This is a genomic window from Burkholderia pyrrocinia, from assembly GCF_003330765.1.
GTDB classification, from domain to species: Bacteria; Pseudomonadota; Gammaproteobacteria; order Burkholderiales; family Burkholderiaceae; genus Burkholderia; species Burkholderia pyrrocinia_B.
The window spans coordinates 834,530-855,636 of sequence record NZ_CP024902.1; the positions used below are offsets into that span (position 1 = coordinate 834,530).

15 protein-coding genes are annotated in these 21,107 nt (G+C 67.9%); 12 read left to right on the forward strand and 3 right to left on the reverse strand.

Annotated elements, in window-relative coordinates; genetic code table 11:
- Positions 1-3: 3 nt before the first annotated feature.
- The 4 genes from CUJ89_RS03930 (at position 4) to CUJ89_RS03945 (ending at position 10,616) form a co-directional block, all read left to right on the forward strand.
- Positions 4-7,638, forward strand: a complete 7,635-nt coding sequence (locus CUJ89_RS03930) for a type I polyketide synthase (protein WP_114176215.1) — start codon at positions 4-6, stop codon at positions 7,636-7,638.
- Positions 7,635-8,552, forward strand: a complete 918-nt coding sequence (locus CUJ89_RS03935; protein ID WP_114176216.1) for a UDP-3-O-acyl N-acetylglycosamine deacetylase — start codon at positions 7,635-7,637, stop codon at positions 8,550-8,552. Before CUJ89_RS03930 ends, CUJ89_RS03935 begins: the two co-directional genes overlap by 4 nt.
- A 64-nt stretch (positions 8,553-8,616) precedes the next feature.
- A complete protein-coding gene (locus tag CUJ89_RS03940; protein WP_114176217.1) occupies positions 8,617-9,945 on the forward strand; it encodes an aminotransferase class I/II-fold pyridoxal phosphate-dependent enzyme in 1,329 nt (442 codons plus the stop codon).
- Positions 9,942-10,616, forward strand: a complete 675-nt coding sequence (locus tag CUJ89_RS03945) for a GNAT family N-acetyltransferase (RefSeq protein WP_114176218.1) — start codon at positions 9,942-9,944, stop codon at positions 10,614-10,616. The genes CUJ89_RS03940 and CUJ89_RS03945 overlap by 4 nt, the downstream gene beginning before the upstream one ends.
- Positions 10,617-10,867: 251 nt before the next feature.
- On the opposite strand, the gene cysC is transcribed toward CUJ89_RS03945, so the two are convergent.
- The 3 genes from cysC to CUJ89_RS03960 form a co-directional block, all read right to left on the reverse strand.
- On the reverse strand, positions 10,868-11,464 hold the full coding sequence (cysC, locus tag CUJ89_RS03950; protein ID WP_114176219.1) for an adenylyl-sulfate kinase: 597 nt from the start codon (positions 11,462-11,464) through the stop codon (positions 10,868-10,870).
- Between the two features lie 841 nt (positions 11,465-12,305).
- Complete coding sequence (locus tag CUJ89_RS03955) at positions 12,306-13,139, reverse strand: class II glutamine amidotransferase (protein WP_114178479.1); 834 nt, start codon at positions 13,137-13,139, stop codon at positions 12,306-12,308.
- A gap of 221 nt (positions 13,140-13,360) precedes the next feature.
- Positions 13,361-13,690 (reverse strand): carboxymuconolactone decarboxylase family protein, encoded by a 330-nt coding sequence (locus CUJ89_RS03960; RefSeq protein WP_114176220.1) that lies wholly within the window; start codon positions 13,688-13,690, stop codon positions 13,361-13,363.
- Positions 13,691-13,819: 129 nt separating this feature from the next.
- On the opposite strand from CUJ89_RS03960, the gene CUJ89_RS03965 reads away from it, so the two are divergent.
- The 8 genes from CUJ89_RS03965 to CUJ89_RS04000 all read left to right on the forward strand — a co-directional run bounded on the left by CUJ89_RS03965 (position 13,820) and on the right by CUJ89_RS04000 (position 21,062).
- Entirely contained in the window at positions 13,820-14,770 is a 951-nt protein-coding gene (locus CUJ89_RS03965; RefSeq protein ID WP_114176221.1) for a cupin domain-containing protein, read from the forward strand.
- 103 nt (positions 14,771-14,873) lie between these two features.
- A complete protein-coding gene (yiaA, locus tag CUJ89_RS03970) occupies positions 14,874-15,317 on the forward strand; it encodes an inner membrane protein YiaA (RefSeq protein ID WP_114176222.1) in 444 nt (147 codons plus the stop codon).
- 139 nt (positions 15,318-15,456) lie between these two features.
- On the forward strand, positions 15,457-16,521 hold the full coding sequence (locus CUJ89_RS03975; protein ID WP_114176223.1) for a glycosyltransferase: 1,065 nt from the start codon (positions 15,457-15,459) through the stop codon (positions 16,519-16,521).
- A gap of 66 nt (positions 16,522-16,587) precedes the next feature.
- Entirely contained in the window at positions 16,588-17,604 is a 1,017-nt protein-coding gene (locus CUJ89_RS03980; protein WP_114176224.1) for a hypothetical protein, read from the forward strand.
- Positions 17,601-18,350, forward strand: coding sequence for a hypothetical protein (locus tag CUJ89_RS03985; RefSeq protein WP_114176225.1), 750 nt, complete (start codon positions 17,601-17,603; stop codon positions 18,348-18,350). The genes CUJ89_RS03980 and CUJ89_RS03985 overlap by 4 nt, the downstream gene beginning before the upstream one ends.
- Positions 18,347-19,504: a hypothetical protein gene (locus CUJ89_RS03990; protein ID WP_114176226.1), complete on the forward strand. Its 1,158-nt coding sequence runs from the start codon at positions 18,347-18,349 to the stop codon at positions 19,502-19,504. The genes CUJ89_RS03985 and CUJ89_RS03990 overlap by 4 nt, the downstream gene beginning before the upstream one ends.
- The gene (locus CUJ89_RS03995) at positions 19,480-20,118 is read left to right on the forward strand and encodes a phosphatase PAP2 family protein (protein WP_236654917.1); all 639 of its coding nucleotides are present in this window, start codon (positions 19,480-19,482) and stop codon (positions 20,116-20,118) included. Before CUJ89_RS03990 ends, CUJ89_RS03995 begins: the two co-directional genes overlap by 25 nt.
- Complete coding sequence (locus CUJ89_RS04000; protein ID WP_114176227.1) at positions 20,115-21,062, forward strand: fatty acid desaturase family protein; 948 nt, start codon at positions 20,115-20,117, stop codon at positions 21,060-21,062. The genes CUJ89_RS03995 and CUJ89_RS04000 overlap by 4 nt, the downstream gene beginning before the upstream one ends.
- The last annotated feature ends 45 nt before the right edge of the window (positions 21,063-21,107 follow it).

Sequence of the window (21,107 nt, forward strand, 5' to 3'; positions counted from 1 at the left end):
AAGATGAACAGTAAGATTGCAATAATTGGGATGGCGTGTCGATTTCCGGGGAGCGCCAATAACCCAGGCGACTTCTGGCAACTGCTGCGCGACGAACGCGACGCGGTCACCGAAATCCCTGCCGATCGCTTCGGCACCGATTTCTACCAGCACCCGTCCAAACGCGAACCGGGCAAGAGCTACACGTTCTCGGCCGGCGTGCTCGACAACGTCGCCGGCTTCGACGCCGCGTTCTTCGGCATTTCCCCGCGCGAAGCGGCCCAGATGGACCCACAGCAGCGCCTGCTGCTCGAACTCGCATGGGAAGCGTTCGAAGATGCAGGCGTGCGCCCGGCCGATATGCGCGGCAGCAACTGCGGCGTCTTCGTCGGCGCCGCCAGCATGGACTACGGCAACCGCAACATGGACGATCTGAACGTGATCGATCCGTATTCGGCGACCGGTAATACGCTGAGCATCGCGTCGAACCGCGTGTCCTATCTGTTCGACCTGCGCGGCCCGAGCATGTCCGTCGACACGGCCTGCTCGTCGTCGCTCGTCGCACTCCATCAGGCCGTGCGCGCGCTACAGTCCGGCGAAGCCGACACGGCGCTCGCCGGCGGCGTCAACTTGCTGCTGCACCCGTTCGGCTTCGTCAGTTTCTCCAAGGCGTCGATGCTGTCGCCGCGCGGCCGTTGCCGCGCGTTCGATGCGACCGGCGACGGTTACGTCCGCTCGGAAGGCGGCGCGTTCGTGCTGCTCAAGCCGCTTGATCGCGCGCTCGCCGACGGCGACACGATCCATGCGGTGATCGCCGGTTCCGGCGTGAACTCGGTCGGCCACTCGCCGGGCGGCATCAGCGTGCCGGGCGCGGCCGCGCAAGCGTCGCTGCTGCGCGGCGTATACGCGCGCGCAGGCATTGATCCGCAGTCGCTTGCGTACCTCGAGGCGCATGGCACCGGCACAGCGGTCGGCGATCCGATCGAGGCGCGCGCGCTGATCGACGTCGTGTCGGGCGAGCGCCCGGCGAATCGCCCGCTGCTCATCGGTTCGGTGAAGACCAATATCGGCCATCTCGAAACGGCGTCCGGCATGGCCGGCCTGCTGAAAGCCGTGCTGTGCCTGAAGCATCGCGCGGTGCCGCGCTCGCTGCATTTCGTCACGCCGAATCCGGGCATCGATTTCGACGGCGGCCGTCTGCGCATTGTTGATCGCTACATGCCGCTCGACGCGGGCGACGCGCCGCTGACGGTCGGCATCAACTCGTTCGGCTTCGGTGGAACGAACGCACACGTCGTGCTGACCGAGGCGCCGACGGCGGTTGCAACGGACGCGGCTACGACAGCGGCGGCACCGTCCCAAGCACCATCCCCGCTCGTCCTGACTGCGCGTAGCGCGAACGCACTCGGCGCGCTCGCAGGCCGCTATCTGGCGGCACTCGAAAACGGCGGCGACTGGCAGGCGCTTGCCGCCGCGGCCGCACGTCGCCGCCAGTGGCTCGAGCATCGCGCGATTGTCGCGCCGGCCGATGTGGCCGAAGGCCGCGCAGCGCTTGCAGCGCTGGCGCAGCCGGCGCCGGAAGGCTTGCCGGCCTGCGTGGCGACCGGCCACGCGCCCGCCGACGCACTGCGCACCGCGCTCGTCTTCTCGGGCAACGGTTGCCAGTGGGTTGGAATGGGCAACGAACTCTATGCTGAGAACGCTGTCTTCCGTGCGGCGCTCGACGAAGTCGACGCACTGTGGTGTGCCGACGGCAGCCCGTCGCTCGTCGACGTGATGCGTGGCGGCCCGAGCGCGGAATGGCTGGCCGGCGCGGGCGCCGAATGGCTGGCCGCGACGGAGAACGCGCAACCGCTGCTGTTCGCGATACAGATCGGCATGATCCGCGTGATCGACGCGCGCGGCATGCGTTACGACGCGGCGATCGGCCATAGCGTCGGCGAAATTGCCGCGGCATGGGTGACGGGCGCGCTGTCGCTCGCCGACGCGGTTCGCGTGATCAAGATTCGCAGCCGCGCGCAGGCAATGACGCGCGGCAGCGGCCGAATGGCGGCCGTCGGCATCGGCGAGGCGGCGGCGCGCGAACTGATCGCGCGCCACGGGCTGGCTCGACGCGTCGAGATCGCCGGCATCAACAGCCCCGAGGCGGTGACGCTCGCGGGCGAACTGCAGGGATTGCAGGCACTGGAGGCTGCGCTGCGCGGCGGCGGCAAGTTCTTCCAGATGCTGGATCTCGACTATGCGTTCCACAGCAGCCACATGGACCGCATCGAACCGGTCGTGCTGGCCGAACTGGCCAGCCTGCGGCCGCAATCGGGCAACGGCGCGTTCGTGTCGACCGTGACCGGCGGCGCGCTCGCCGGCAGCGAGCTCGATGCCCGCTACTGGTGGCGCAATATCCGCGAACCCGTGCGCTTCGGCGACGGCATCGCGCATCTGATCGAGCAGGGCGTCCGGCTGTTCGTCGAGGTCTCGCCGCATTCGATCCTGCGCACGTACGTCAAGCAGGCGTTCGCGGCCGCCGGCGCGACCGGCGTGGCGCTGCCGACGCTCAAGCGCGATCACGGCAGCGAGGCGACGCTGCGGCAAGCGATTCTCGCGGCGATCGCGCACGGTGCGAGCGTTGATCCCGACCGCTTTGCGCCGGGCACGTCGCGTGCGGCATTGCCGTCCTATCCGTGGCAGCGCGACCGCTATTGGCTGACGCCGACCGTCGAAGGCTACGGCCTCGTCAACCGCAGCCGCGAGCATCCGCTGCTCGGCTATCGCCTGCACGAACACGCGTTCGCATGGGAAAACCAGCTCGATCCGGCAAAGCTGCCGATGCTGGCCGATCACGTCGTCGATGGCGGCGTGGCGTTCCCGGGGGCGGGATACGTGGAAATGGCGCTCGCCGCGGCGCGTACCTTCTTCGCTACGCCGGATGCGGCACTCGAAAACGTCGAGATTCGCACGCCAGTCGTATTCCAGCCGCAGCAGGCGAAGCTGTTCCGGCTCGTGATCGAGCCGCGCACCGCGACCTTCACGATCGAGACGCGCGACCGGATGTCCGACGGCGCATGGACGCTGAACGTGACGGGGCGGATGCTGGAAAGCGGCAACGCGCTTGGCGCCGCGAGCGTCGTGCCGTCCGACATGCTCGATCGCCTGCTCGCGCGGCCGGCCGCTGACGGCGATACGCTGTACGCGAACACGGCGGCCATCGGCCTCGGCTACGGGCCGGCGTTCCGCTGGGTCCGCACCGTGCGGGTCGCCGCGGACGACGGCGCGGCGCTGGCCGACGTCGCCGCGCCAGCCGCATGCGGCGACGCTCGGGCACTGTCCGCCTATCTGCTGCATCCGGCGCTGATGGACAGCGGGTTTCATCCGCTGTTCGCGTTGCTTGCGGCGCACGCGCGCGACGGCGAGCATCCGGCTTACGTGCCGGTGCAGATCGGCCGGGTCGACTATCTGCGCGGCGACACGGTCGAACGGGTACTCGCGCGGATCGACCGGCGCAGCCCGCATTCGATCGTCGCGCATTTCGAATTCCTCGACGCGCAGGGGGCCATCGTCGCGCGGCTCGGCGGCTGCCGGTTCCGGCGCGTCGATCTTGTCGGCCGTCGGCACAACCCGCCCGCGCGCTTCGTCTACCGCCTCGAAGAGGTGCCGCTGCCGAACGACGTCGACGCAGCCGGTTTGCCGGCGCCCGACGCGCTGCTCGCGCAAGCCGTCGAGCGGCTCGATGCTGCCGAACACGACGGCCGCCGTACGCAGCATCTGACCGAAATTCTGCCGCTGCTCGACGTGCTGGCGAGCCTCTACGTGCTCCGCGCATTCGATGCGCTCGACGCATTCGCCGGCACGTGGCAGCCTTCGCCCGGGCGAGCGGCGCTGGCCGCACGTCTTGCCGACATGCTCGTCGAGGACGGTCTTGCCCATCGCGATGGCGATCGTCTTGTGCGCGACGACGCGGCGTGCGCGGCGTTGCCGCCGCTCGACGAGCTGTGGCGCGGGCTGCTGGCCGAATCGCCGGGGCACGTGGCCGAGCTGACGCTGCTCGCGCATTGCGGCGCGGCGTTGCCCGAGGTGCTGAGCGGCGCGAAGGATGGCGCACGTTTGCTGTCGCCGACCGGGCACAGCCTGGTCGAGCAGCTCCTTGCCGCGTCGCCGACCTGGCAGCACGTGCATGCGCTGCTGACGGCGAGCGTCGAGCAGGCGGTCGACGCATGGCGCCCGGCGCGCCGGTTGCGCGTGCTCGAACTGGGCGCGACGGACGGCGACGTGCTGCAGACACTCGGCATGCATCTCGCGGCCGCGCGCTGCGATCACACGATCGCCGCGACGGCCGGCCAACTGGCCGGGTTCGACGCGGATGCGGAATCGGCGGTGCGCACGGTTGCGCTGCAGTCGGGCGAGCGGCTGTCGTTGTCGGCCGACGAAGCCGGGCCCTACGACCTGATCGTTGCGAATCGGGCGTTGAGCGGCCGTCACGACCTGGCCGATGCGTTGAGCGCGATCCGGTCATGGTTGGCGCCGGGCGGATTGCTGCTGCTTGCCGAGTCGCGTCGCGGCCGCTTCTCCGACATCGTGTTCGGCCCGCAGGCATCGTCGACAGAAACCGATGCGCCAGTGCCGCTGGCGCCGGCGGATCTCGAGGCGGCGCTCGAGCGCGCGGGATACGTCGACGTCGTCCGGCACGTCGAGCAGTCGCTCGATCTGGACGGCACGCCGACGTTCGTCATCGCGCGCAACTCCGCGAGTGTCGTTGCCGCGCAAAGCGGCAACGACCAAAGCGATCTCGATACGCTTGCACGCAGCGAGCAATGGCTCGTGATGCACGCGCCGGATGCCGTCGGCGGTTTCGGCGGGCGGCTGGCCAATGCGCTGGCGCACGCGGGCTATCCGGCCGATATCGTGGACATCACGCACGCGGCCGATGCGATCGCGTCGTTGCCGGCCGGGCAGCCGGCGCATGTCGTGTTCTGCGCGCCGGAAACGCCGCTGGCCGAATCGGCAACGGGAGACGGCCTGATGGCCGCGCAGCGTAACGGCGTGATCGCCCTTGCGGCGCTCGTCCGCGCGCTCGGCGCGCAGCCGAACGCGGCCACGCGGCTGACCGTCGTCACGTGTGGCGGCGCGCCATTCGCGGGGGCCGCACATGCGCATCCGGAACAGGCGACGCTGTGGGGCCTCGGTCGCGTGCTGGCGAACGAGCATCCCGAACTCGCGTGCCGCCTGATCGACGTCGATCGCGCGGCGGACCGGATACCCGACGCGCTGATTCGCGAGCTGACCGGCGCGGCGGTCGAGGAAGAAGTCGTCCTGAGCGCACACGGGCGGCTGGTGCCGCGCATGCTGACGGCCGCCCAGGCCGCGGCCCGCAACGATGGCGCGATCGCGCGCGCGGCCGTGCTCGCGTTCGATGCGCCGGGCTCGTTGCGCAATCTCGAATGGTTTGCGTTGCCCGAAAGCGCGCTGGGCGCGGACGAGGTGGAAATCGGGCCCGTTGCAACCGGCCTCAATTTCCGCGACGTGATGTATGCGATGGGGCTGCTGTCCGATGAAGCGGTCGAGACCGGCTTCGCGGGCGCGACGATCGGCATGGAGTTGTCCGGCCGCGTCGTCCGGGTGGGCAGCGCCGTGACGGAATTCGCGCCGGGCGACGCGGTGCTCGGGTTCGCGCCGGCGTCGTTCGCGACGCGCGTCAGGACGCGCGCGCAAGCGATCGCGTTGAAGCCCGAGCGCCTGTCGTTCGAGGAAGCGGCGACCGTGCCGACCACGTTCTTCACCGCGTATTACGCGCTCGTCGAACTTGCGCGGCTGCGCCGCGGCGAGCGCGTGCTCGTGCATGGTGGTGCGGGCGGCGTCGGGATCGCCGCGATCCAGCTTGCGCGCCACTTCGGCGCGGAAGTGTTCGCGACGGCCGGCAGCGACGAGAAGCGCGAGTTCGTGCGCCTGCTCGGCGCCGACCACGTGCTCGATTCGCGCAGCCTTGCGTTCGCGGACGAGATTCGCGCGATGACGAATGGCCAGGGCATCGACATCGTGCTGAATTCGCTGGCCGGCGAGGCCATGGTGCGCAGCATCGACACGCTGCGTCCGTTCGGCCGTTTCCTCGAACTCGGCAAGCGCGATTTCTACGAAAACAGCCATATCGGGCTCAGGCCGTTCCGCAACAACATCAGCTATTTCGGCATCGATGCCGACCAGTTGATGGGCGCGCTGCCGGAGCTGACGGCACGCCTGTTCGGCGAAGTGATGGCGCTGTTCGCAGCAGGCGTGCTGCATCCGCTGCCGTATCGCGCGTTTCCCGCCGACCGCGCCGAGGATGCGTTCCGCTACATGCAGCAGGCGCGCCAGATCGGCAAGGTGCTCGTGACCTATCCGTCCGGCACGCCGGCCCCGACACGCGGGGTTACGAGCGCGGGTTCGCTCGCGCTCGATCCGCATGGCGTGTACCTGGTGGTCGGCGGCACAGGCGGGCTCGGCTTCGCGAGCGCGCGCTGGATGGTCGAGCGCGGCGCACGCAGGCTGACCCTTGCGAGCCGGTCCGGCGAACTCGCCGCCGCGGCGCGCGAGGAAGTCGAGCGCTGGCGCGAGACGCTTGGCGTCATCGTCGACGTCGTGTCGTGCGATGTGACCGACGCGGCGGCGGTCGATGCGATGATTGCCGCGATCGTTCGGCGCGACATCCCGCTCAAGGGCGTCCTGCATTCCGCGATGTCGATCGACGACGGCCTCGTGCGCAATCTCGACGATGCGCGCATGGCCGCGGTGCTCGCACCGAAGGTGGCCGGCGCGTGGAACCTGCATCGCGCGACGCACGCGCTGCCGCTCGACCTGTTCGTGGTCTATTCGTCGGCGACGACCTATCTCGGCAATCCGGGGCAATCGAACTACGTCGCGGCCAACAGCTTCCTCGAAGCGCTCGTCGAACATCGCCGCGCGGCAGGATTGCCCGGCACGTTCATGGCCTGGGGGCCGCTCGAGGACGTCGGCTTCCTCGCGCGCCATGCGGATACGCGCGAGGCGTTGCAGTCGCGGATCGGCGGTGCGTCGATCACGTCCGACGAGGCGCTGGTCGCGCTCGAGCGGGCGCTGGTCGCGGGCGCGGCCGGCGAAGCCGTGGTGCGGCTCGACTGGCACGCCGTGGCGCGCGGGATGCCTGCCGCGAAGGCGCGCCGGTATTCGCTGCTGCAATCGCATGCGAAGGGCGGCGATGCGCGCGACGGCGGCACGCAATTGCGGGAAGAGGTGCTCGCGTTGCCGCGCGACGAAGCGATCGCGCTGGTGGCCCGGACACTGCAGGCGCAGATCGCGCGGATTCTGCATATGACGCCCGATCGCATCGCGCTCGACAAGTCGGTGCTCGACATGGGCATGGATTCGCTGATGGGGATGGAACTCGGCCTCGCGGTCGAGGAAGCGTTCGAGGTCAAGCTGTCGGTGATGGCGATCGCCGAGGGCGCGTCCGTGACGACGCTGGCCGCGCGCATCGTCGATTCGATCGGCGCGTCGGCCGATGCCGATGCCGGTTCCGCGACCGATGCTGCGCACGAGGCGGTCGCGGCGCTCGCCGCGAAGCATGCGATCGACGGCGAAGCGCGCGCGATGCTCGATGCCCGACCGGTACCCGTTGCGAGTCACGCGTCGCCGACGCTGGAGGTTACCCGGTGAGCGCGCCGACCGGCTGGGCGACGTGCCAGGGCACGCTGGCACGCCCGCTGACGATCGACGGTCACGGGCTGCACACGGGGCGCCGGGTGGGCGTGCGGATCCTGCCCGCGCGTCCGGAAGACGGCGTGACGGGCATCGCGTTCCGTCGCATCGCGCAGGGGCGCACGCTCGCGACGCTGCCGGTCGATCCCGCGCTGCGTCGCGCGCAGCCGCTTTGCACGATGCTGCGCAATGCCGACGGCGTCGGCGTTCGCACGGTCGAGCATCTGCTTGCTGCGCTGCTCGCGTGCGAGATCGATCACGCGATCGTCGAGCTCGATGCGGAGGAAGTGCCGATTCTCGACGGCAGCGCAACGCCCTGGGTGGACGCGATTCGCGCGTGCGGCCGCGTCGCGCTCGATGCGCCGAAGCGCTTCATCCGCGTGCTGCGGCCCGTCGTCGTCACGGACGGCGACGGCGACCAGCGGCGCGAAATGCGGATCGAGCCGGCGCTGCGTTACGAACTGAGCGTGCGCAACGACCTGCGTGGTTTCGGCGACATGCATTGGGATGGCGCGCTGACGCCGGCCGCATTCGCGACCGAAATCGCGCCGTCGCGCTCGTACGGGCGCGTGAAGTGGGCCGTGCCGGCGATCGTCGCCGGCTATCTGCGTGGGGTGCCGATCCTGCGCGGCGCGCGGCCGTCGTGCACCGCGTCCATCGTCGGCAATCGCGTGCTGGGCGGGATGCGGCTGCCGGAGGAGTTCGTCCGGCACCGCGTGCTCGACCTGGTCGGCGATCTCGCGCTGGCCGGCGCGCCGCTGCTGGCGCGCGTGAGCGCGTTGCGGCCGAGCCACGAGATGAATTTCCGGCTGGTCGATGCACTGCTGGCCGATGCCGAAGCGTGGCAGTGGGCCGAGTTTTCCGAGACCTGAAACCACGCTTTTTAAAAATACGCGGCGTAACATAGCGCCTTTTCGAGATAAATCGAAGGAAGCAATGGCACTGGGAGAGCATCTTCGCCAGCAACTGGCGGCGAAAGCGCTGAAACGGCAACTGGAGCGTGCGACCGATGCCGCCGCGGCGCCCGGCGTGCCCGGCACGCCGGCAGCGCAGACCGCGTCGGCGCGCAGCCGCTTCGAATCGATGCCGCAGTATCAGCAGGTTCGGATCATGCGCGAGATGGGCGAGAAGCTGCGCGTCGACTCGCCGTTTTTCCGCGTGCACGACGGCGTCGCCGGTGCGACGACGCAGATCGGCGGCCGCGAATACCTGAACTTCGCGAACTACAACTACCTCGGCCTTGCCGGCGATCCGGCGGTGTCCGCGCGCGCGAAAGCCGCGATCGACCGTTATGGCACGTCGGCGTCCGCGAGCCGGATGGTCGCGGGCGAGCGGCCGGTGCAGCGCGACCTCGAGCGCGCGCTGGCCGCGTTCTACGAGACCGACGACTGTGTTGCGTTCGTGAGCGGCCATGCGACGAACGTGACCGTGATCGGCGCGCTGTTCGGGCCCGGCGATCTGGTCGTCCACGATGCGCTCGCGCACAACAGCATCGTGCAGGGCGCGCAGCTGAGCGGTGCGAAGCGGCTGAGCTTCGCGCATAACGACTGGCAGGCGCTCGACGAACTGCTGTCGCGCGTGCGCCGCGAATACCGGCACGTGCTGATCGCGATCGAAGGGCTGTACAGCATGGACGGCGATTTCCCCGACCTGCAGCGCTTCGTCGACGTGAAGACGCGCCACGGCGCCTTCCTGCTGGTCGACGAGGCGCATTCGCTCGGCGTGCTCGGCGCGACCGGCAAAGGCATCCGCGAGCATGGCGGCGTCTCGCCCGACCAGGTCGACATGTGGATGGGCACGATGAGCAAGACGCTGGCCGGCTGCGGCGGTTTCATCGCCGGCTGTCAGCCGCTGGTCGACATGCTGCGTCATCTGGCGCCGGGTTTCCTTTACAGCGTCGGGCTGGCGCCGACGCTCGCCGAAGCGTCGCTGGCCGCGCTCGAGCGCCTGCAGGCCGAGCCGGAGCGCGTCGCGCAACTGCAGGCGCGCGGGCGACAGTTCCTGACCGAGGCGCGTGCCGCCGGGCTGAATACGGGCACGAGTGCCGGGTATGCTGTCGTGCCGGTGATCACGGGGAGTTCGCTGAAGGCCGCGCAGTGGGCGAATGCGATGTTCGACGAAGGGATCAACGTGCAGCCGATCTTTTATCCGGCCGTCGAGGAAAAGGCTGCGCGGTTGCGCTTCTTTATTTGCTCGACGCATGAGCCGGAGCAGATCAGCCGGACGGTTGCCGTGTTGTCGCGACTCGCGGGACGTACCGCATGACGCTGGCCGCCGCGTTCGCGCAAGCGGTCCCGCGCGCCGGCGAGCCCGCGCGGTGTCGCGCGGCCGGCGCGGACGACGCGTCGTCGTGCGCGCACCTCGTGTTTGCGTCCGGCGTTGCCGAATTCGGATTCTTTCTCGGTGAAAGCGACGCGCGCTGCATCGCTTTCCTGCAACAGGCGTTCCGGTCGCGTCATGGCCGCTTCTCGTGGCGCCGGCATCGCGTCGCGGTCGCCGCCGACGGCGCCGTGCTCGCCGTGATGGCGATTCACGACGGGCAGCGGACGATGTTCGACGACGTACATGTCGTGTGGGCGCTGACGCGCTTCTTCGGCGTGCGCCGCACGATCGGCCAGTTGCTGCGCGGGCTGATCCTCGAAACGGAAATCCCGGCGCCGAAGCGCTCGCAGATCCTCGTCGCGCATTGCGCGACCGACGAGCGTCAGCGCGGTACGGGCATCTTCAGCGCGCTGTTCCGCGACGCGCTGGACGCCGGCGCATTGCCGGCCGACGGCAGCCGCGACATCGTGCTCGACGTGCTGACCCGCAACGTGCGCGCCCGCGCGCTCTATGAACGGCTCGGGTTCACCGCGCTGCCGCGGCCGCGTGCCCGTTCGCGCCGGTTGCCCGCCGAACTCGATTCGATCCGGATGCGGTTCTCGCGCCGCAGCTGACAGTGCGAACGATTTCCGGACCTGCTTGTGCTTCAGGCCGCGCGTCCCGCTGCTGAATATCCGACCCGTGCGCGACGATCGCCATGTCTTCTGGAACTTCCCATGACGGAGTCGTTGCCCGCTTCCGCGATCCGCGGGTCATGTAGTTGCATGGAACATGCGTGACGTAGAGCAGCGAGTACAATCGCCGCTCGTCAAAATAGCGTGCCGAAATTTGTGGGATAACGGGTGAACCGTTGGCCGTGCCGGTGTTAGCCGTCCAGTGGCAATTTTCGAATGATCTCGTCCACGCATTCCAGCGGACTTGCTTCGACCGTCCGGACATGCACCTCGGGGCGCACGGGCCTCTCATAGGCGGATTCGATGCCGGTAAACTGCCGAATGGCCCCCTGCCTTGCCAACGCATACAGCCCCTTTGGGTCGCGGGCTTCCGCTACATCCAATGCAACGTCGACAAAGACCTCGATAAACATTCCCGGTGCAAAGCGCGCACGAGCTTTGGCACGCGCCTCCTGAAATGGTGAGATCAGTGCAGCGATGACGACGAGTCCTGCATCCACCATCAGCCGTGCTACCTCGGCAGTCCGACGAATATTCTCGTGGCGGTCTGCGTCGCTAAATCCCAGGTCCTGGTTCAACCCTTCGCGTAGCTGGTCGCCATCCAGCAAATACGTTCGAAGTCCGCGGGCATCGAGTTGTTCCTTCAGTAGATTCGCCAGCGTCGATTTACCGGAGCCGGAGACGCCAGTAAGCCACACCACAAAGGCTCGATCCTGCTTCAGGCTGGAAAGCACGGATTGACTGCCCGTCTGTGTGACGGGGAGAGGGTTTTTGAAATCTTGAGTCATCTCGGATTTGATGTGCCGACAACTGCAGAGCTACTTTATTGTGGTTCGGATTCGCTTGTCGGGAAATTGTAACGTGCTTTTCAGGATTTGTAACTTGATTATTTGAGTCAGGAATAAAGGCGACGCACGCACGCGACAGCCGTGATGTGGGGAGGAGTCCGTTCGGTAATAGTTTCCTGTCGGCTGTAACGATTCGAAATAAAAGAGCTGTCTGTCGGTTGTAATAATTTGAAATAAATGGCGTGACTGAGTTGAAACGAAGTCGAGTAGAATTTTCGCCTTCCGGCCGTCCTGGTGGGCTTGTAGCGCTTCTCTATGAGAGGCCGAGCCATGGGTCGACGCGCGACTCGAACGGCCCGCGGCAGATTTATTAGAGGAATGACGAAATTCGCTACTGCGACGTAGTGCGAGACCTTGTCGTGTCTATCGTTGCTTGGATGCCGACCATGGTATTAAGTCGGGAGATCGGCATGGAATCGAAAGACTATTAACTTTATATTCAGAAGAATACGCGGAAGCTCGGCTACTTTGCTTTCGTCGTTGTGCTGCCCCCACCGGTACCATCCAGAGCTGGTTTACTTTGGAGTGTTACCAGGAATGAAGAATCGTCTTCTTATGTTCACTCGGCGAGGGTAGTTGAGACAATTGCGGTTGCCGATTGAAAAGTTGCCGGTGCTTGAGATGGCACCGAATTCCGGGCGTATCGCCAGTTCGCCTTCCTTCCGACTTCTACGGCGGTACTGGGGCGCACGCTATGACATAGCTGGGGCCCCGCTGGTCTTATTTCCCATTGAAGTGTTTGACACCAGCACGCGCTTGATGTCGCTAGGGCCGCAGCGCGTTACTTCCGCCGCGGACTAAACGGCCGCTGCTGCACGTCCGCTCCATGCGCGACGATCGCCATGCTCTCCGGCACTTCCTCCCACGCACCACGCAGGTCGACGAGCGGCTCGGACACGACCATGAACGCGTCGTCGCCGGCTTCGGCGATGCGCGGGTTATGCGGATACAGCGCGTGCAGGTGCTTGAACGACGTGCTGTGGAACAGCGAACGCGATTGCCGTTCGCTCGAGTAGCGCACCGCGATGATCCGTTCGCCGTCGGTCGCGCAGATCGTCATGTTGAGCGGGTCGGCCACGCGATGCCGCGCGGCGGTTTCCTCGACCACGCCGACCATCCGCTCGAGCGCCGGCAGCGGCGTCTGCTCGAGGCCGTACGTCAGCGCGAGGCGGAACATCAGTTCGGAATCGGTCGAGCCTTCGAGCGTCGGGAATAGCGCGGGATCGACCGTCATCGTCAGGTCGCGGCGCAGCTTGTGGAAGTCGCGGATCAGCCCGTTGTGCGCGAACAGCCAGCGGCCGTGGCGGAACGGATGACAGTTGGTTTCCTGCACGGGCGTGTCGGTCGCCGCGCGAATATGCGCGATGAACATCCGCGAGCGGATCGCGCGCGCGGCTTCGCGCAGGTTGCGGTCGTTCCACGCGGGATGCACGGAGCGGTAGCGGAACGGGAGTTCGTCGGGGTGCCCGTACCAGCCGATGCCGAAGCCGTCGCCGTTGGTGGTCGTGGCGCCCAGCTCCGAATGCAGGCTCTGGTCGATCAGCGAATGCTTCGCGCGGAACAGCACGGTCTCGAGATGGATCGGATTACCCGTATAGGCGAGCCAGCGGCACATGGAGCGCTCCTTTACGATGGATCGTTCGCGCATGGTAGCCGACTTCGTACCGCGTTCGCGTTCGCGTACGGGCGCGCCGGGCCGGTCATTCGCGCGGGCATGCTGTCCAATCTTCATACATCGCGTTGCGCGCCCGTACGCGCGATCCGCGACCGCCCGGCCATGCGGCCGGGCGCCACGCAGCGAGGCGGCACGCTGCGGCAGCGCCGCGGCCGTCACGCTCAGTCGCCGAGCGCGTCCATCACGCGCGCCGAATAGACGAGCGCCGCGCCCGCATTCAACGCAATCGCAACGCCGAGTGCTTCCGCCACTTCCTCCCTGGTCGCGCCATGCTTGGCCGCTTCGGCGGTGTGAACGGCGATACAGCCGTCGCAGCGCGTCGTGACGGCCACCGCGAGCGCGATCAGCTCGCGCGTCTTCGCGTCGAGATGGCCCGTCTTGGCGCCGGCGCCGGACAGCGCCTTGTAGCCGGCCAGCGTATCGGGCGACAGCTTGGCGATGTCGCCGATGCGCGTCGAGAGTTCCTTCCGGTATTCGTTCCAGTTCAGCATGATGCGTCCTTTCGAGAAGAGGTGAGGAGGGCGGCGGGCGCCGCGATCTCGGGCGATGCAGGGCTATTCTGATCGTTCGCGCTGAGGGTTTCGATACGCTAGAGTGTCAATTTTTAGCGCGATCGTCTCATGGATGCATTGAGTCAACTGCTGTCGCTGGGGCGCAGCCATGTCGAGCTCGACGTGCGCTGCCTGCTCGACGGGCCGTTCGCGATGCCGCACGACCCGCTGCCGCCCGGCGAGGCGGCGTTCCACCTGGTGCTGGCCGGAACGTGTCGGCTGTATACCGCCGACGGGCGCACGCTGCAGCTCGCCGATGGCGATTTCGTGCTGCTGCCCGCGGGTGGTGCGCACGACCTGCTCGATGCGGGGGCTGGCCGGTCGCGGCCCGTCGCGCCGCTGCGCGAACCGGGCACCGGCACCGGCGGCGCGGTGCTGCCGGTCAAGTCGAATCTCGATCCGGCCGAACCGGGCGACGCGAGCGTGGACCTGCTCTGCGGCCGGTTCGTCTACGCGCGCGGCGCGGGTGAACTGCTGATGCGCACGCTGCCGCATGTGCTGCATGTCGGGTTGCGCGAGGCATCGGGGTTTGCGCCGCTGCAACTGCTGACGAGCGTGCTGCGCACCGAGGCATCGAATGTGCAGCCAGGCGCCGGCGCGATCGTGAACGCGCTCGGACAGGCGCTGCTCGCGTATGCGTTGCGTGCTTATGGCCGCGGCGCGCGCGTGCCGTCCGGCTGGCTCGCGCTCGCAGCCGATGCGCGGCTCGGCCCGTCGGTCCAGGCCGTGCTGCAGGCGCCGCAGCAACCGTGGACGGTCGAGTCGCTCGGCGACGCATCCGCGATGTCGCGCGCGACCTATGCGCGGCATTTCCGCGAGAAGGCCGGGATGAGCGTCGGCGCGTTCGTTGCACAGATCCGGATGATGCACGCGTGCGCGCTGCTGCAGGACACGCAGCGCGGGCAGGCGGAGATCGGGCAGGCGGTCGGCTATCAGTCCGAGGCGGCCTTCGGCAAGGCGTTTCGCGCGGTGCTCGGCACGACGCCGGGGCGCTGGCGGCGCGCGCAGCGCGAAATGTAAGACTGCAAGTGCGGCCGTCTTGGCGCGCGCCAAAGCTGCTACCATGCGCGAAACGCAGTTCAACGAAAACGATTCCGAACAACAAGAAAGAGAGGGCAAAGCAATGAACCAGACCACCATCCAGCAGCCGTCGTTCGCGTTCGTGGCCGCGTCGTGGGCCGCGCTGCTCGCCGGTTTCGCGGCATTCCTGATCGGTCTCTGGAACGCGACCATGCAGCTCAACGAGAAGGGCTACTACTTCACCGTGCTGGTGTTCGGCCTCTATGCGGCGATCTCGCTGCAGAAGAGCGTCCGCGACCGCGCGGAAGGCATTCCCGTCACGGGCATCTACTACGGCCTCAGCTGGATCGCGCTGCTGCTGTCGATCGCGCTGCTGGTCGTCGGCCTCTTCAACGCGACGCTGCAATTGAGCGAGAAGGGCTTCTACGCGATGTCGTTCGTGCTCGCGCTGTTCGGCGCGGTGGCCGTGCAGAAGAACACGCGCGACCTGCAGAGCGCGAAGCCGCGCTTTATCGACGCCGATTCCGCGTCGTCCGTCCAGGAGTGACGGCAAGCGAAGCGGGCGCCCGCAGGGCTGCCCGTTTCGTGACGACAGCCGTGGGCGACCCGCATTCGCCGGTGCGCCGCGGGCTCCCCGCCCATTCGTTTCATCCATGCCGGTGTGCGTGACGATGGAGATAGTCCGGATGCCAGACTTCACAGAAGCCGCACCGCGCACGCGCGCGGCTGCCCGTTCCATGGCGGCGCAGGCCGCGCTCGTGCTGGAGACGAACAACCTGCGCGGCGGTGCCGGCCTTGCGCAGGCCGTCGACAGCCTGAAGCGCGTCGTGTCGGCGCTATCGAAGCAGACCGTGCCGCCGGCGGCACTCGCGCAATGGATCATCACGCACGACGGCCTGCCTGTCGATGCGTGCGCGCAGATCGCCGCGCTGGCCGGCCGCCCGATCGACTTCGTCGAGATCGGCGCGAGCACCGGCTACTACGATGCGAAGAACGACGGATTCGATCGCGTCGACGCGGCCCGCTGCGACATCGTCGTGTTTGGCGATGCCGATTGCCGGCCGGCCGACGACTGGCTCGAGCACCTGCTCGCGCCGTTCGCGCGCGACGCGGGCGATGCGCCCGTCGCGGTGGCGGGGCGGACCAGCTATGCGCCGAACGTGCTCGGCATCGCGCTGACGTCGATCGATTTCATGTATTTCCCGAGCCCGCTGCGCGACGGCGCGACGCGCAATTTCTACGCGAACAACGTCGCGTTCCGGCGCGATGTGTTCGCGCAATTCCGGTACGAACCGCTCGACGGCGTCTATCGTGCGCATTGCCAGGTGATGGGGCTGAGGATGCAGGCCGCCGGCGTGGCGGTCGAGTTCGCGCCCGACGCGCACACCGAGCATCGGCTGCCGGACACGCATCGCGAATCGCTGAAGCTGCGCTGGATGCGCGGCGAGGACAGCGTCGGGCTGACGCCGTATCTCGTGAGCGCGTATCTGCCGCGCCAATGGCAGTGGCTCGGCCGAAGCGGCCCGCTCGGCCCGTTCTGCGTGATGGCGATGCGGCTCGGCTACAGCCTGCGCGCGCTCAATCGCCAACAACTGCCGCAGCTTGGCGCGATCCGCTATCTCGCCGCCGTCGGCGTCACGATCGCCGCGTCCGCCGTCGATACGCTCGGCGCGCTCGCGCGCGGTTTCGGGCTCGCGGGACGCGCGTCGGCCCGGCGCGATCTCGAAGCGCTGTCCTATCACCGTCATTGAAACGGCGCCGCGCATCGCGGCGCCGCCACGACACGCCGACACCCTGCATCCATCCCGACGACGACCATGCCCTCATTCGCCACCCGTGTTGCCTGCCTCGCCCTGTTTGCCGCCGGCGCCGGCGCCCATGCCGCACCAGTCGATCACGCGGGGCGCGGGATCTACCACTTCGCGTCGCAAAGCGGCTGCCCGTTCGCGAACGCGGCCGTGACGGACTGCAATCGCGTCGCGCTCGATGCGCCCGACGTTCACGCGAGCGTCGATACCGACGCGCGCGTGATTGTCTTTTCGAGCGATGTGACGCGCCGCACGAAGGACGTGCTCGGCGATGTGCTGCTGCAGGGCACGGGCGTCGACGGCGACGGCCGGCGCGTGCCGTTGAGCGTGCACGTGCTGTTGCGTCGCGACGGCGCGAAATGGGACCGTGACGTGTACGTCCATGCGCCCGTGCGCGGCAAGTTCACCGATGTCCGGATCGATCCTTACCGCGTGCGCGTGAAGGAGGGCGACGGCGAGCGCGACGTGCTCACGCCGGATGAAACGCTTGCGCTGTTCGCGCATCCGTCGCTTGCATCGCGGCTCGCGCGGCATCTCGTGAAGGTGAGCGCAACCGATCCGAAGCAGCCGTCCGCGGACGACATCACGATTGCGCTCGGCGTCGGCGGCCTGACGAAGTCGGTCGCGCGCGCGAGCTTCACGTCGAACGCGCCGCGCGATGCCGACGTCGATCGTGCGCTGGCGTCCGGCACGTGGTCGATTCGTTTCGACGCGCTGAGCAATCACATTCCGCTGTGGGTTGCGCAGCGCGAGCTGTTCCTGTTCGGCCTCGACGGCAGCCCGCTCTTGAAGGACGTGCACGAGCGCGGCTTCCGGAAAGACGACCGGATCGAATTCGGCGCGCGCGACGGCAATGGCTATCTGCGTGTGAACGGCCACGAGGAGGCATTTGCGGGCGCGGCCGCATCCGCGCATGCGTTCATGCAGGAAAGCTTCGTCGGCCTGATCCTCGGCTGGCGTTGGGATCCGGCCGCTGCTGCGGCATCCGCGACGAAATCCGCGTCCGCACGGGGCCTGCCGGCATGACCGCGACCGGCGAACTGCCTGCGTCGCCGCAGCCGGCGCACGGCGAGCGCTTCGACTGTCTCGATGCACCTGTGCTGCGCGGCGCGGCGCGGGCACGCGCGACTCTCGTCGATCGCATCAAGCGGGCGGCGATCCGGCAGCTTCATCGCAGCATGCATGGCGAGCGCTGGATGCTGCGCATGTACCTGATCGGCGAAGAAGCGACCGAGTGCGCGTTGCACGAGGACTGGGCCGGACAGCCGCCTGACTGGCTCGCGCCGCGGATCGAGCAGCATCTCGCGGACGAGCGCCGCCACGCGGCGGCGTTTGCCGATGCGCTGCGCATGCGCGGCGTGGCGCCGTCGACGAAGCCGCACGAGCCCGACTGGCTGAGCCGGCGCAAGATCATGCGATGGCGCCGGCTCGCGCAGCGCTATGCGCCGCATTTCGTGCAAGGCGTGCTCGTGCCGGCCTATGCGACAGGCCTGTGCGCGGAACAGATGGCGATGCGCGTGCTCGCGCGCCACTGCGCGACGATCGGCGACGCGCATCCGCTGTATCCGTTGCTTGCGCGCGTGCTCGCCGACGAGACACGGCACGTCCGGCTTTGCTCGGACACGCTGCGCCGTCTCGTTGCGCCGTCCGAGGCCGCACATCTCGCCGCGTTGCTGGACGAGATTCGCGCGATCGAAGCCGGCTTCGGCGTGACGGGCGCGCTGGCGATGTACGTGGCCGGATGGCTTCAGTCGCTTCGTCTGCGCGCATGATGCAGCGGATCGTCTATCTCGCGACGGCCGACGCGCGCGGCCACCTGATGCGCGCACAACTGCTCGTGCATGGGTTGCGCACGGCCGGCGCGCAGGTCGACGTGCTGACGACGTCCGATGCGGGGCAGGCATTCCTGTCCGCGTTCGGCATCGAGGCGGCCGTGCTGTCCCGTCACTACGCGGTGCAGTTCGACGAACGGCAGAACATGTTGCGCGACGCGACCGATCGCAATGTCGCGCACTACGTGTTCAGGCCGACGCGCATGCTGCGCGACATCGCGCGGCTGCGTGCGATCGTCCGCGATGCCGATCTCGTGATCAACGACTCGTTTCATCCGGCGCTGCTGTTCATGGGCGTGATGCCGGGCTGGCGGCACCGCGTCGTTCACGTGTATGGCGGCAGCCTGCGCCGCGCGTTGACCGCGAATTTCGATGCGCGGCTGCCGCGCCTACTGGCGCGTGCTTTCGCGCGGATCGTCGACTGGCAAATCGATTCGGCGCGGTGCTGCATCGAGCACGATTTTGCGTACGACGGCGCCGATGATGCGCAGCGATCGCACCGGCATTGCCGGTTGCCGACGCCGGTGCCGGTCGTCGCCGAACTGCCGGCTTCGAAACCGGCTGTTGCGGCCGTTTATCTGAATCCGCACTTTCGCGATGTCGCGCTCGCCGATGCGTTGTCGGCCGGCATGCGCGACGCCGGGCTTGCCGCGCATCGCGTGGGCGAGGGCTATGCCGGGTACGACGGCTGGACCGGCGTCGATGCCGACTGGGCGACGCACGCCGCGCATGCGCCGTTGATCGTATCGGCGCCCGGAATGGCTGCGTTGTCGATCGCGCGCGTATATCGCCGCCCGATCCTGCTCGTGCTGACCGATCAGCCCGAGCAGGCGAGCAACGCCGCGCGCGCGGCGCGGCTGCAACTCGTGCACCGTGTCGTCACGTGGCGCGGCGATGCGGCCGCGTTCCGGCAGGAAGTCGGGCAGGCCGCAACCGACCTGATGCGCAACCCGGGTACGCCGGCGGGAACGATCGCCGGCCGCGAGCATGCGCGTGCGCGTGTGGATGCATGGACGTCGCGTATCCTCGCGCTGCGTCCGTATGCGCGGACGGCCGATGCGGATACCCGATGCGAGGCGCCGGCGCCGCGATGAACACGTTGTCGTTTCGTGACGATCGCCGGCCCGATATCCGGCAGATGCTGGCCGCGACGTTCGGCATGGCCGCGGGTCTCGCGATCTTCTTTCTGCTGGAGCGCGGCGTCACGCCGCGCTACGTCTTCGCCACGGCGATCGATGCGCGGATTCCGTTCATCGCATGGTCGTGGTTCGTCTATGTCGCCTTCTTTCCGTTCGTGATTATGCTTGCCGCCTATGCACGGCCGCCCGCGTTCGTCGCGTTCAAGGCGGCCGTGCTGATCGCGTTCGTGCTCGGTGTCGCCGCTTTCCTGATGTTTCCGGAAGCCGTGCCGCGGCCCGACGTCGCGGAGATCGGCAATGCTTTCGTGCGGCATCGGCTCGCGCGCATGTGGCAGCTCGATCTCGCGGCCAACGGCTTTCCGAGCCTGCATGTCGCGGTGACATGTCTCGCCTGCCGGATGCTGGCGGACCGGCGCCGGATCGTGGCGACAGCGATCGGCCTGCTGATCTGTACGTCGACGCTGACGCTCAAGCAGCATACGGTCGCCGACGTGCTGGGCGGCGTGGCACTCGCGATGGTCAGTGCGCGGTGGGTCGAACGGCGTTCGCTGCGCAGGAGGCTCGCGTGACGGATGCCCGTGTTCATCATGCCGGGACGAGCGCCAAGCTCGCGCAGTTCGTGCCCGATCCCGCGCTGTTCCGTGTGAACGCATCGCGCGTCGGCGCGGCGCTGGCAGGTGACTGGCTGGTGATTGCCGTGGCGTTCGCGATTGCGATCGCGTTTGCGCATCCGCTCGTGTACGCGTTCGCCGCGATCATGATCGCGCGCAGCCAGCTTGCGCTCGCGGTCATGATGCATGAAGGCGCGCACGGGTTGCTGGCGCGGAACCGGCGCGTCAATGACGCGCTGGGCCAGCTGTTCGCGGCCGGCCCGCTGTGGTTGTCGCTGCGCACGTATCGTGCAGGCCATCTGAAGCACCATCGCGCACCGATGCAGTCAGACGATCCCGTTGCGCTGCTGTTCGGCGTTCACGACTATCCGGTGACGCGCGGGCGGCTGATCGGCCGCCTGCTCGCGTACGCGTGCGGGATCGGTTACGTGACGAGTGTCGTGAAGCTCGCGCGCGGCCAGTTTGCGCATGCGTTGCCGAAGGTCGAAAAATCGCGTGCGTATGCCGCGTGGGAAGTCGCGTCGATGCTGGCCGGCAACGGCTCGCTGTTCGGCGCGCTCGCGCTGGCCGGACATCCTCTGCTGTACGTCGCGTTGTGGATCGTGCCGTCCGTCACGCTGTTGCCGCTCGCCGGGCAGGTGCGCGCGATCTTCGAGCACGCGGGGCTGCCGGCTTGCGTGGACCAGAGCCGCAACGCGCGCACGATCGTCCGGCGTTCGTGGCAGACGTTCCTGTTTGGCCCGCACGCGATTCATTTCCATATCGAACATCACCTGTTCACGCGGATGCCGTTCCATAGCCTGCCGATCGTGCACCGGCAACTCGCGCAGCGGCAGTTGCTGCCCGACGGCAATCTGTATGCGGGATACGGTGCAGTGTTGCGCGACGTGAGCGTGCGCTGACTTGCAGGCGGGGATTGCGCGGAGAGACGCTCTACCGTGACAGCG

Coding starts and splice junctions, on each gene's coding strand:
- CUJ89_RS03930 (WP_114176215.1), top strand. CDS start 4: ATGAACAGTAAGATTGCAATAATTGGGATGGCGTGTCGATTTCCGGGG.
- CUJ89_RS03940 (WP_114176217.1), top strand. CDS start 8,617: ATGGCACTGGGAGAGCATCTTCGCCAGCAACTGGCGGCGAAAGCGCTG.
- CUJ89_RS03945 (WP_114176218.1), top strand. CDS start 9,942: ATGACGCTGGCCGCCGCGTTCGCGCAAGCGGTCCCGCGCGCCGGCGAG.
- cysC (WP_114176219.1), bottom strand. CDS start 11,464: ATGACTCAAGATTTCAAAAACCCTCTCCCCGTCACACAGACGGGCAGT.
- CUJ89_RS03955 (WP_114178479.1), bottom strand. CDS start 13,139: ATGTGCCGCTGGCTCGCCTATACGGGTAATCCGATCCATCTCGAGACC.
- CUJ89_RS03960 (WP_114176220.1), bottom strand. CDS start 13,690: ATGCTGAACTGGAACGAATACCGGAAGGAACTCTCGACGCGCATCGGC.
- CUJ89_RS03965 (WP_114176221.1), top strand. CDS start 13,820: ATGGATGCATTGAGTCAACTGCTGTCGCTGGGGCGCAGCCATGTCGAG.
- yiaA (WP_114176222.1), top strand. CDS start 14,874: ATGAACCAGACCACCATCCAGCAGCCGTCGTTCGCGTTCGTGGCCGCG.
- CUJ89_RS03975 (WP_114176223.1), top strand. CDS start 15,457: ATGCCAGACTTCACAGAAGCCGCACCGCGCACGCGCGCGGCTGCCCGT.
- CUJ89_RS03980 (WP_114176224.1), top strand. CDS start 16,588: ATGCCCTCATTCGCCACCCGTGTTGCCTGCCTCGCCCTGTTTGCCGCC.
- CUJ89_RS03985 (WP_114176225.1), top strand. CDS start 17,601: ATGACCGCGACCGGCGAACTGCCTGCGTCGCCGCAGCCGGCGCACGGC.
- CUJ89_RS03990 (WP_114176226.1), top strand. CDS start 18,347: ATGATGCAGCGGATCGTCTATCTCGCGACGGCCGACGCGCGCGGCCAC.
- CUJ89_RS03995 (WP_236654917.1), top strand. CDS start 19,480: ATGCGAGGCGCCGGCGCCGCGATGAACACGTTGTCGTTTCGTGACGAT.